This is a genomic window from Streptomyces caniferus (assembly GCF_009811555.1).
GTDB classification, from domain to species: Bacteria; Actinomycetota; Actinomycetes; order Streptomycetales; family Streptomycetaceae; genus Streptomyces; species Streptomyces caniferus.
Genome location: NZ_BLIN01000005.1, coordinates 3,963,692 through 3,975,603, shown reverse-complemented (window position 1 = coordinate 3,975,603; position 11,912 = coordinate 3,963,692). Strand labels below are relative to the sequence as shown.

8 protein-coding genes are annotated in these 11,912 nt (G+C 71.7%); 6 read left to right on the top strand and 2 right to left on the bottom strand.

Annotation, left to right across the window (positions count from 1 at the left end; translation table 11 throughout):
• The first annotated feature begins 11 nt into the window (after nt 1-11).
• The 3 genes from nuoL to nuoN are packed head-to-tail and all read left to right on the top strand — an operon-like array spanning nt 12 to nt 5,257.
• Entirely contained in the window at nt 12-1,919 is a 1,908-nt protein-coding gene (nuoL, locus tag Scani_RS33970; protein WP_159481543.1) for an NADH-quinone oxidoreductase subunit L, read from the top strand.
• Nucleotides 1,920-1,922: 3 nt separating this feature from the next.
• Nucleotides 1,923-3,608, top strand: a complete 1,686-nt coding sequence (locus tag Scani_RS33965; protein ID WP_159481542.1) for an NADH-quinone oxidoreductase subunit M — start codon at nt 1,923-1,925, stop codon at nt 3,606-3,608.
• The gene (nuoN, locus tag Scani_RS33960) at nt 3,605-5,257 is read left to right on the top strand and encodes an NADH-quinone oxidoreductase subunit NuoN (RefSeq protein ID WP_159481541.1); all 1,653 of its coding nucleotides are present in this window, start codon (nt 3,605-3,607) and stop codon (nt 5,255-5,257) included. The genes Scani_RS33965 and nuoN overlap by 4 nt, the downstream gene beginning before the upstream one ends.
• Nucleotides 5,258-5,341: 84 nt before the next feature.
• Here the strand turns inward: nuoN and Scani_RS33955 are convergent, their stop codons facing one another.
• Together Scani_RS33955 and fahA are read right to left on the bottom strand one after the other, a co-directional pair.
• Complete coding sequence (locus tag Scani_RS33955; RefSeq protein ID WP_159481540.1) at nt 5,342-5,827, bottom strand: hypothetical protein; 486 nt, start codon at nt 5,825-5,827, stop codon at nt 5,342-5,344.
• 453 nt (nt 5,828-6,280) lie between these two features.
• Complete coding sequence (fahA, locus tag Scani_RS33950; protein ID WP_159481539.1) at nt 6,281-7,483, bottom strand: fumarylacetoacetase; 1,203 nt, start codon at nt 7,481-7,483, stop codon at nt 6,281-6,283.
• Between the two features lie 285 nt (nt 7,484-7,768).
• Between fahA and Scani_RS33945 the strand changes: the two genes are divergently transcribed.
• The 3 genes from Scani_RS33945 (at nt 7,769) to Scani_RS33935 (ending at nt 11,809) form a co-directional block, all read left to right on the top strand.
• Complete coding sequence (locus Scani_RS33945; protein WP_246296300.1) at nt 7,769-9,049, top strand: carboxylate--amine ligase; 1,281 nt, start codon at nt 7,769-7,771, stop codon at nt 9,047-9,049.
• The gene (locus tag Scani_RS33940) at nt 9,046-10,248 is read left to right on the top strand and encodes an FAD-dependent oxidoreductase (protein ID WP_159481537.1); all 1,203 of its coding nucleotides are present in this window, start codon (nt 9,046-9,048) and stop codon (nt 10,246-10,248) included. Before Scani_RS33945 ends, Scani_RS33940 begins: the two co-directional genes overlap by 4 nt.
• A 547-nt stretch (nt 10,249-10,795) precedes the next feature.
• Entirely contained in the window at nt 10,796-11,809 is a 1,014-nt protein-coding gene (locus Scani_RS33935) for a polyprenyl synthetase family protein (protein ID WP_159481536.1), read from the top strand.
• The last annotated feature ends 103 nt before the right edge of the window (nt 11,810-11,912 follow it).

Below are 11,912 nucleotides of genomic sequence, written 5' to 3'. Positions count from 1 at the left end.
GGTCGCACAAAGTGGAGAACTTGATCGCGCTGCTTGTCGCGGCACCGCTGGTCGGTGCGGCCCTGCTGCTGTGCGGCGGCAAGCGATTCGACCGCACCGGACACTGGATCGGGACGCTGTTCTCGGTGGCGTCGTTCGCCATCGGAGTGGTGCTCTTCGCCGGGATGCTCGGCAAGGGCGCCGAGGACCGTGCCCTGCACCAGCACCTGTTCAGCTGGATCCCGGTCGGCGGCTTCCGGGCCGACATCGCCTTCCAGCTCGACCAGCTGTCGATGACCTTCGTCCTGCTGATCACCGGTGTCGGATCGCTGATCCACATCTACTCGATCGGTTATATGGAGCACGACGAGCGGCGCCGCCGCTTCTTCGGCTACCTCAACCTCTTCCTCGCGGCGATGCTGCTGCTCGTCCTCGCCGACAACTACCTCCTGCTGTACGTCGGCTGGGAGGGCGTCGGCCTCGCCTCGTACCTCCTCATCGGCTTCTGGCAGCACAAGCCGAGCGCGGCCACGGCCGCCAAGAAGGCGTTCCTCGTCAACCGCGTCGGCGACATGGGCCTGTCCATCGCGATCATGCTGATGTTCACGACCTTCGGGACCTTCGCCTTCGGCCCGGTGCTCGCCGCCACCGGCACGATGACATCAGGCGCTGCCGCGCCGGGCTCCGAGGGCAAGCTGACCGCCATCGGGCTGATGCTGCTGCTGGCCGCCTGCGGCAAGTCGGCACAGGTGCCGCTGCAGTCCTGGCTCGGCGACGCGATGGAGGGCCCGACCCCGGTCTCGGCCCTGATCCACGCCGCCACGATGGTCACCGCCGGGGTGTATCTGATCACCCGCTCCGGGGCGATCTTCAATGCCGCGCCGACCGCCCAGCTGGCGGTCGTCGTGGTCGGTGCGGTCACCCTCCTCTTCGGTGCGATCGTCGGTTGCGCCAAGGACGACATCAAGAAGGCGCTGGCCGGCTCGACGATGTCGCAGATCGGCTACATGATCCTCGCGGCCGGCCTCGGCCCGATCGGCTACGCCTTCGCGATCATGCATCTGGTCACCCACGGCTTCTTCAAGGCGGGGCTCTTCCTCGGCGCCGGTTCCGTGATGCACGGCATGAACGACGAGGTGGACATGCGCCGTTACGGCGGCCTGCGGACGTACATGCCGGTCACCTTCCTCACCTTCGGCCTCGGCTATCTGGCGATCATCGGCTTCCCCGGTCTGTCCGGCTTCTTCTCCAAGGACAAGATCATCGAGGCGGCGTTCGCCAAGGGCGGCACCGAGGGCTGGATCCTCGGCGGCGCGGCCCTGCTGGGCGCGGCGATCACCGCGTTCTACATGACGCGGGTGATGCTGATGACCTTCTTCGGCGAGAAGCGCTGGAACCCCGACGAGGTGCATCCGCACGAGTCGCCGAAGGTCATGACGCTCCCGATGGTCGTGCTGGCCGTCGGATCGGTCTTCGCGGGCGGGCTGTTCAGCGTCAACGAGGCCTTCGTGAAGTGGCTGGAGCCGGTCACCTCGTTCGCGCACGGCCACTCCCCGGTCAGCGCCACCGCGGTCACCGCCTCGACGATCGTGGTGCTGCTCCTCGGCGTCGGCGTCGCCTGGCTGATGTACGGCCGCAAGCCCGTTCCGGCGCTCGCCCCGCGGGGCTCGCTGCTGACCCGGGCCGCCCGCCGCGATCTGCTCCAGGACGACTTCAACCACGTCGTCTTCGTGCGCGGCGGCGAGGAACTCACCGGCACGCTCGTCCAGCTCGACCGCACCCTCGTGGACGGCGCGGTCAACGGCACCGCGGCCTCGATGGGCGGGCTCTCCGGCCTGCTGCGCCGGTTGCAGACCGGATTCGTCCGTTCGTACGCGGTCCAGATGCTGGGCGGGGCCGCCGTTCTCGTCGCCGCGACCCTGCTGATGAGGGGTGTCTGAGCCATGTCGTTTCCCCTGCTGACGGCGGTGGCCGTGGTGCCGGCGCTCGGTGCGATCGCCACCGCCGCGCTGCCCGCCGCCAAGCGCACCGCGGCCAAATGGCTCGCGCTGCTGTTCTCGCTGGGCACCTTCGCGCTGGCGCTGGTGGTCGCGTTCCGCTTCGACCCCGGCGCCAAGGGCCCCTTCCAGCTCACCGAGTCGCACGCCTGGATCAGCGACTTCGGCGTCCGCTACGAACTCGGCGTGGACGGCATCGCGGTCGCCCTGATCGCGCTGACCACCCTGCTGATCCCCTTCATCATCCTGGCCGGCTGGCATGACGCCGACCCCCTGGAGACAGCGTCCGACAGTGGCTCCGCCACGGGCACGCCCCGCCGCTACAGCTGGCGGCCCACCCAGGGCTTCTTCGCGCTGGTCCTGGCCGTCGAGGCGATGGTGGTGCTCTCCTTCGAGGCCACCGACGTCTTCCTCTTCTACCTCTTCTTCGAAGCCATGCTGATCCCGATGTACTTCCTCATCGGCGGCTTCGGGGACCGGGCGGGCGGGGACGGCGAGGAGCGGTCCGCGAACCGGCGGTCGTCCGCCGCGGTGAAGTTCCTGCTCTACAACCTCCTCGGCGGACTGATCATGCTGGCCGCGGTGATCGGGCTCTACGCCGTCACCGCCGACCAGCTCGGCACCGGCACCTTCTCGCTGCAGCAGATCGTCGAGGCGCGGGCGGCCGGCAAGCTGGACATCGCCACCGGCACCGAACGGCTGCTCTTCCTCGGCTTCTTCTTCGCCTTCGCGGTGAAGGCGCCGCTGTGGCCGCTGCACACCTGGCTGCCGGGCGCGATGGGCGAGTCGACGTCACCGGTCGCGGTGCTGATCACCGCGGTGGTCGACAAGGTCGGCACGTTCGCGATGCTCCGCTTCTGCCTCCAGCTCTTCCCCGAGGCCAGCAGCTGGGCCACCCCGGTCATCCTCGTCCTCGCGCTGATCAGCGTGCTGTACGGCGCGCTGCTGGCGGTCGCCCAGCAGGACATCAAGCGTCTGATCGCCTACGCCTCGATCTCCCACTTCGGCTTCATCATCCTGGGCATCTTCGCGATGACGTCCCAGGGCCAGAGCGGCGCGACGCTCTACATGGTCAACCACGGCATCTCCACCGCCGCGCTGATGCTGGTCGCCGGCTTCCTGATCAGCCGCCGCGGCTCCCGGCTCATCGCGGACTACGGCGGCGTCCAGAAGGTCGCCCCGGTCCTCGCCGGCACCTTCCTCATCGGCGGTCTGGCCACCCTCTCGCTGCCCGGCCTGGCGCCGTTCGTCAGCGAATTCCTGGTCCTGGTGGGCACGTTCAGCCGCTATCCGGTGATCGGCATCATCGCCACCCTCGGCATCGTCCTCGCCGCGCTGTACGTCCTCGTCCTCTACCAGCGGACGATGACCGGTCCGGTGAAGCCCGAGGTCAGGAGCATGCCGGACCTCCGGGTGCGGGAGCTGGTGGTGGTGGCGCCGCTGGTCGTGCTCCTGCTGTTCCTCGGGGTGTATCCCAAGCCGCTCACCGACCTGGTCAACCCGGCGGTCGACCACACCCTGTCCGTCGTGGACAAGAAGGACCCCAAGCCCACTGTGCAGGTGGATGCCGTGCCCGGTGGAGGCCGGGCCGGCCAGGCCGTGCAGGATCAAGACCGGGAGGCCGCGAAGTGAGTTCCGTGGCAAGTGTCCACAGCCTGTGGACGGTGGCGCACGGCGCACCGGGCAAGATTCCGGCGCCGCACATCGAGTACGCGCAGCTGTCGCCGACGCTGATCGTCCTCGGTGCGGCGGTGATCGGCATCCTCATCGAGGGATTCGTGCCGCGCCGTCACCGCTACTCCTCCCAACTGCTGCTGACCGTGGTGGCGCTGGCCGCCGGTTTCGCCGCGGTGATCGGCCTGGCGGCCGGCGGCTTCGGCTCGTCCAAGGCGCACATCGCCGCCATGGGCGCCATCGCCGTCGACGGCCCGGCCCTGTTCCTGCAGGGCACGATCCTGCTGGTGTCCCTGGTCGCCGTCTTCACCTTCGCCGAACGCCGGCTCGACCCTGCGGCGCACGGCAACCGTGTGGACTCCTTCGCCGCCCAGGCCGCGGCCGTCCCCGGCGGCGCCGCCGAACAGGCCGCGGTGAAGGCGGGGTTCACCACCACCGAGGTCTTCCCGATCCTGCTCTTCGCGGTCGGCGGCATGCTGGTCTTCCCGGCGGCCAATGATCTGCTGACGCTCTTCATCGCACTGGAGGTGTTCTCCCTCCCGCTGTACATCCTGTGTGCGCTGGCCCGCCGCCAGCGGCTGCTGTCGCAGGAGGCCGCGGTGAAGTACTTCCTCCTCGGCGCCTTCTCGTCGGCCTTCCTGCTGTTCGGCGTGGCCCTGCTGTACGGCTATGCGGGCACGGTCGGGTACGCCGGGATCGCCGAGGTGGTCTCGGACGGTGCCAAGCAGATCGATCCGGCGCTGGCGGGCACGATGGGCAACGACGCGCTGCTGCTGATCGGGGCGGCGCTGGTGCTGATGGGGTTGCTGTTCAAGGTCGGCGCGGTCCCGTTCCACATGTGGACCCCGGACGTCTACCAAGGTGCCCCGACCCCGGTCACCGGCTTCATGGCGGCCGCCACCAAGGTCGCGGCCTTCGGCGCGCTGCTGCGTCTGCTGTACGTCGCCCTGCCGGGCCTGCGCTGGGACTGGCAGCCGGTGATGTGGGGCGTCGCGATCATCACGATGCTGGGCGGCGCGATCGTCGCCATCACCCAGACCGACATCAAGCGGCTGCTGGCCTACTCCTCCATCGCCCACGCCGGCTTCATCCTCGCCGGTGTCATCGCCACCAGCAAGGACGGCATCTCCTCGGTGCTCTTCTACCTCGGCGCCTACTCCTTCGTGACGCTCGGCGCCTTCGCCGTGGTCACCCTGGTGCGGGACGCGGGCGGTGAGGCCACCACGCTGTCCAAGTGGGCCGGGCTCGGCCGGCGTTCGCCGCTGGTGGCCGCGGTCTTCGCGGTCTTCCTGCTGGCCTTCGCCGGCATCCCGCTGACCTCCGGATTCGCCGGAAAGTTCGCGGTCTTCAAGGCGGCGGCGCAGAGCGGCGCGGGCTGGCTGGTGGTCATCGGTGTGCTCTCGTCGGCCATCGCCGCGTTCTTCTACATCCGCGTCATCGTGCTGATGTTCTTCAACGAGCCCAAGGCGGACGGCCCGACCGTCGCGGTGCCCAGCCCGCTGACGACCACGGCCATCGCCGTCGGCGTCGCGGCCACGCTGGTGCTCGGCCTGGCGCCGCAGTACTTCCTCGATCTGGCGGGTCAGGCCGGGGTGTTCGTGCGCTGAGATCCTGCGGCGCCGCGGACAACGGCCGCCGCCCGGAGCCCTCGGGGGGTTCCGGGCGGCGGCCGTCCGTCGTACGGCGGGCGGTCAGCTCTTGGGGATACCGCTCGGCAGCTGCGGCATGTCGGGGATCTTCACGCTGCCGTCGCTGGACTTGGTGTACTTCTCGGTGGGGCCGTTCTTCCAGTCGACGGTCAGGGTCTTGCCGTCCGCGCCGGGCTTGAGGGTGCCCATGGTGCGGGTGGTGTCCCCGTCGGTGCACTTGAGAGCGGCCATGGTCATCCCGGCCATCTCCTGGACCTTGCCGAGGCAGGCCGCCTTGTGCCCGTTGCTGAAGGCGACGGTGCCCTTGCTGATCACGAGGACCTGCGGACTGCCGGCCGAACCGGCCTTCCAGGCGCCCTCGACCGCGCCGGCGCCCGCGGGCTTGTCGGGGTCTCCCGGAGTCGACGGCGCGGCGTCCGGCGACTTGCTCGGCTTGCTGTCGGTGCCGGTGTCGCCGCTGCTTCCGCAACCGCTGAGCAGCATCGCGGCGATGGCTGCCGCCCCGGCGATCTGCGCTGCCTTGCGCACGTACGTCTCCTCCGTTGTGGGTCAGGGACACGTGAGGCTAGCAGCGGCCCCGGACAGCCGTCCGAACCGTCGCCCGGATTGCGGCGGCCCCGGTACGGACTTGGTGTGGGGCTGTGACGTAGGGGCGGACATGAGGGGGTGAACGGGGATATTCACGGCATCCCGGCCCGGCGCAGCCGGAGGCGGCGTTCGCCCCCGCCTCCTTGTCCTGCCGTACCGCCCGCTCCACCGCCCGCACCGTCCAGATCTCCCGCGCCCACCGCTTCGTCTCGCGCCGCACCGCGCGGTACTCGCGGCCCGGCAGGAGCCTCGGTCCAGGCCGGTCGCCGCGGCCGGCGCCGCGAGCAGCCGGCCGGCCCGTACCGCAGGTGCGCGATGTGGTGCACGGCCGGCCGCGGAGCGGGCCGAGGGCGAGCAGCAGCCGCTCCTCCAGGAGGACGAGCGGCGCGGCGGTCATCCCGCGGGCAGGATGCGGCCGGTGACCTCGCCCAGGCCGATCCGGGCGCCCTCGGGGCCGGGCGCCCAGGCGGTGAGGGTGACCTCGTCGCCGTCCTGGAGGTAGGGGCCCTTGCCCTGGGTGAGCTCCAGCAGACAGCCGAGCTGGTCGGGGTCGGGGCCGGAGACGGTGCCGGAGGCGAAGAGATCGCCGGTGCGCAGCGAGGCGCCGTTGACGGTCATATGGGCGAGCTGCTGGGCGGCCGTCCAGTACATGGCGGAGAACGGCGGCCGGGAGACGGTCTCGCCGTTGATGCGCACCTCGATGCGGAGGTCGATGCCGCCCGGCTCCGTGTCCGCGTCGTCGAGGTAGGGCAGCAGCGGGACGTCCCGGGCGGGCGGCGCCGTCCGGGCCTCGTCGAGGGCGTCGAGCGGGGTGATCCAGGCGGAGACGGAGGTGGCGAAGGACTTGCCCAGGAAGGGGCCGAGCGGCACGTACTCCCAGGCCTGGATGTCGCGTGCGGACCAGTCGTTGAGGAGGCAGACGCCGAAGACGTGGTCGCGGAAGGCTTCCTGCGGGACGGATTCGTGCAGCGTGGAGGGCGTGCCGACGACGAAGCCGACCTCGGCCTCGATGTCGAGGCGGAGGGAGGGGCCGAAGGCCGGCACCTCGTCCGTGGGGGCCTTGCGCTGGCCGTGCGGCCGTACGACCGGGGTGCCGCTGACGACGACGGTGCCCGCCCGGCCGTGGTAACCGATCGGCAGGTGCTTCCAGTTGGGGGTCAGCGCCTCGGCGTCCGGGCGGAAGATCCGGCCGACGTTGGTGGCGTGGTGCTCGCTGGCGTAGAAGTCGACGTAGTCGGCGACCTCGAAGGGGAGGTGCAGCGTGACGCCGGCGAGCGGGTGGAACAGCGGCGCCACCTCGTCGCGGTGGGCCGGGTCGGTCACGGCGGTGCGGACGGCCGCCCGGATCTGCTGCCAGACGGGGCGGCCGGCGGCCAGCAGCGGGTTGAGGGTGGGGGCCGCGAGCAGCTCGGCGTGCGGATGGATGGCCGCGGGCAGCGCGCTGGGCAGGGCGCTCAGATCGAGGACCTGGTCGCCGTAGCGGACGCCGATGCGGCGCTGTCCGGGCGCGTCGGCGGTGCTGAAGACGCCGTAGGGCAGGTTGTGCGGGCCGAAGGGATCGCCTTCCGCCAGGTCGAACGGGCTCTGCTCGGGCATGGACAGCTCCTCGCGTTCGTCGTCGCCGGTGGGCGGCCGGGCGGGCCGGGCCTGGTGACCCGCGGGCCGGCGGTGCCGTTGATCAGCGTACGGCCGGGCGGTGGCCTACGGGACGGTCATGGGGCGCGAGGGCGTGGATGCGTACGGATTTGGACGGCGGGTGCGCCGTATGTTGCGCCCCCAAGCATCGGCAATGTCCGGAAAAGCCTTGCTGCACTGCGCAATTCGGGCCTAGCTTCCTTTCCTGGCACGGGCCGGGGTGGGACGTTTCCGTTGGGGGGACACGTGGCTCGCAGTGGCGCACGGCTCGCGGTCGACCGGAGCGTTCCGGGGCTGATCGTGAAGATCGGGGCTTATCCCCTGCACCACGGCGGTGTGGGGGCGATCCGCAGCCTGGGGCGGCTCGGTGTGCCCATGTACGCCGTGACGGAGGACCGCTTCACACCGGCGGCCCTCTCCCGCTACCTCCGCGGCCGCTTCGTCTGGCCGACCACGGGGCGGGAGGAGCCGGACCGGCTGGTGACGGGGCTGCTGCGGATCGGCCGGCGGATCGGGCGGCCGACGCTGCTGCTCCCCACCGACGAGGAGGCGGCGGTGCTGATAGCCGAGCATGCCGAGGCGCTCGCCGGATCGTTCCTCTTTCCCCGCGTCGCCCCCGGCCTGCCGCGGCGGCTGGCCAGCAAACAGGGCCTGCACGAGCTGTGCGTCGCCCATGGGGTGCCCTCGCCGGCCGCCGTCTTCCCGGGCTCGTACGCGGACATCGAGGCGTACGCCGGGCGGGCGCGCTTCCCGGTGGTGGCGAAGAACCGTGAGGCGTTCGTCCGGCGCAGACGGCCCGCCGTCACCGGGACGACCCGGATAGGGGGGCCGGAGCAGTTGCTGGATCTGGCCCGGGACTGGGGCCCGCGGCCGGGCGTGATCCTCCAGGAGTACCTGCCGCGGGAGCAGGCAGAGGACTGGATCGTGCACGCCTGCTTCGGCGCGGACCGGGCGCCGCTCGCGCTGTTCACCGGAGTGAAGGTGCGCTCCTGGCCGCCGCACGCCGGCATGACGGCCTGTGCGTATGTGGTCGACAACCCGGAACTCGCCAAAATGTCGGCGGAGTTCGTCCACCGCATCGGCTTCACCGGCATCGCCGATCTGGACTGGCGGTTCGACCGCCGCGACGGCCGGTACAAGCTGCTGGATTTCAATCCCCGGATGGGGGCTCAGTTCCGGCTCTTCGAGAACGCGGCCGGAGTGGACGTCGTCCGCGCCCAGCATCTGGAACTCACCGGGCGCACCGTCCCCGGGGGGCCGCAGCACGCCGGCCGCCGCTTCGTCGTCGAGAACGTCGATCTGCCCGCACGGCTCGCCTACCGGCGCAGCGGATCCCGCCCCCCGCACGCGCCGGCGCGGGCCTCGGGCACCGAGCTGGCGTGGTTCGCGGGCGACGACCCGCTGCCGTTCTTCACGATGCTGGCGCGGTCCGTCGGGCCGGGCGCCAGGCATCTGATGCAGCTGCGGCGGGCGGGCCGCCGGGCAGGGACCGAGGCACCACTCAGGCAAGGGGAGGGACCGAAGTGAGCACTCCGGTAGCGGTCATCGGGGCCGGCCCGTACGGCGTGTCGACGGCCGCGCACCTACGGGCGCGCGGCCTGCCGGTGCGGGTCTTCGGGCAGCCGATGGCGAGCTGGCGCACGCAGATGCCCGCGGGCATGCTGCTCAAGTCGACGCCGGCCGCCTCCAGCATCGATGTCCCGCGGCCCGGCCACACCCTCGGCGACTTCTGCGCGAAGACGGGGGAGGGGCCCTACGCCTCGGACTGGGACATCGTCCCCATCGAGGTGTTCATCCGGTACGGGCAGTGGGTGCAGCAGCAAACGCTCCCCGATCTGGAGCAGGTCAGGGTGGTCTCGGTCGACCGGCGCGGCGACGGCTTCGAGCTGAAGCTGGACAGCGGGGAGCAGGTCGGCGCGCGGGCGGTGGTCGTGGCCACCGGCCTGAGCGGGCTGGCGCAGTTGCCGCCGGAACTGGCCGCCGCCATCCCGGACGGGCCGTCCGCCACCGGGCCGGTCTCGCACAGCTCGCAGCACCACGATCTGTCCGTGCTGGCCGGGCGCGAGGTGGTCGTGATCGGCGCCGGGCAGTCGGCACTGGAGAGCGCGGTGCTGCTCGCCGAGGCGGGCGCGGCCTCCGTACGGGTGGTGGCGCGCGGCTCCGCCGCCGTGGGCTTCGGCGTGCCGCCGGACCGCCAGCCCCGCCTGCGGCCGCCGTCACCGTTCGGCAACGCCTGGTCGCTGCACGCGCTGACGCACTACGCGGGCGGCTTCCGGCGGCTGCCGGTGCCCGCCCGGCGGTATCTGGTGCGGCGGGTGCTCGGTCCGCTGGGGGCCTGGTGGCTGCGGGACCGTTTCCACGGCCGGGTGCAGGTCACGCAGGGGCGGCGGATCGTACGGGCCACGGTCCGTGACGGCCGGCCCGTGCTGGCACTGCGCGGCGCCGACGGGCAGGGCGGGGAGCTCGCCGCCGACCATGTGCTGGCCGCGACGGGGTACCGGATGGATCTGGCGGCACTGGACTTCCTGGGCCAGGGGCTGCGCACCGGGATCGTGACGCGGGCCGGCGGGCCGCTGCTGGGCGCCGGCTTCGGCTCGTCCGTACCGGGGCTGTACTTCACGGGGTTGCCGGCGGCCGCCTCGTTCGGACCGGTGATGCGCTTCGTGTGCGGCACGGAGTTCGCCTCGCCGCGGCTGGCACGGGCGGTGGCGCGGACGTACGGGTGAGGCGTACGGGTTGGGGGCCGGTGTCTCCGGTGGGGGACCGGTCCCCGTCCGACGGGGGAAGTGGTCACGGCCTGCGGTGATTTCGGCGGGGCGGCATCCGCGGTTCACGGGGCCGCCGCGGCCGTGACAGCGGTGCCGGGGCGGCGGGGTCCGGGGGCCGGTGAGCGGCGGAGCGCGGCGTTCCGCGCCCTGCGCTGCTCTGCGGTGCTCTGCGTTTGCGCCGCCCTGCCCTGCTTCGTGTTGACCTGTGCCGCCCCGTGCCGCGGTGCTCCGCGCTGCCCGCCCGGCAGGGCCGGCCGGGCCGCGCAGGCCTTGCCGGACAAGAAGAGGGCCAGAATACTCTTGTCGTTGCCGGGACCCATGCTCCCGCGTCACACTCGCGTCAACAGGTGATCCAGAACCTGTCGGCCGGGGTCGCTGTGCTTCCCGGGTGGGTCGGGGGGCGGGCGCTCACGGTGATCGAACTGCGACCGGATACGCTGGCCAATGGTGGAGACAGCGACAGATCGACATTCAGTTTGATCGTCAGCAGACAGGAGTACCCCTCGTGACCGTCGTCGGGCCCTTCGGGCTGAGCGTGCGGGACCAGGCTCTTGAGGCCGATGTCCAGGCCGGGTTGGCGGCTGTCGAGGAGGGCCTGCTGGAGGCCACCAAGAGCGACGTGCCGTTCATCACCGAAGCCGCGCAGCACCTCGTGCGCGCGGGCGGCAAGCGGTTCCGGCCGCTGCTGGTGACGCTGGCCGCCCAATTCGGCGACCCCTACAGCCCGGGTGTGGTGCCCTCCGCGGTCGTCGTGGAGCTGACGCATCTGGCGACGCTGTACCACGACGACGTGATGGACGAGGCCGATGTGCGCCGCGGCGTGGCCAGCGCCAACGCCCGCTGGGGCAACTCCGTCGCGGTGCTGACCGGCGACTTCCTGTTCGCCCGCGCCTCGCACATCCTCGCCGACCTCGGGCCGGAGGCGGTCCGGATCCAGGCCGAGGCGTTCGAACGCCTGGTGACCGGCCAGATCCTGGAGACCGCGGGCCCGCGCGACGGCCGCGACCCCATCGACCACTACCTGGACGTCCTCGCCGGCAAGACCGGTTCGCTGGTCGCCGTCGCCTGCCGGTTCGGCGCGATGATGTCGGGCGCCGAGGAGTCGACGGTCAACATCCTCACCCAGTACGGCGAGCGGCTGGGCACCGCCTTCCAGCTGGCCGACGACGTGCTGGACATCGCCAGCGACTCGCATGAATCGGGCAAGACGCCCGGCACCGACCTGCGGGAGGGCATTCCGACACTGCCCGTGCTGCGTCTGCGGGCCCGTGCCGAGAGCAGCACCGGTACGCCCGAGGACCGCGCCCTCGTCGAGCTGCTGGCCGGCGACCTCACCGACGACGCCCGGCACGCCGAGGCGCTGGCCGGTCTGCGCGCCCACCCGGCGCTCGAAGACGCCCGCCGCGACACCGTGCGCTATGCGCAGGAGGCCCGCGCCATGCTGGCCCCGCTGCCGTCCTGCACGGCCAAGTCGGCCCTGGAAGGGCTCTGCGACGCGGTGGTGCACCGGGCGGGCTGAGGCCTCCTCACGGTGCGCTGTCCCGCATCCCCTAGTGCCCGCCCCCGCATCCCCTAGGGAACGGTCCGACTCCGGTGGTACGGACTCCGACCTGAGATGACCG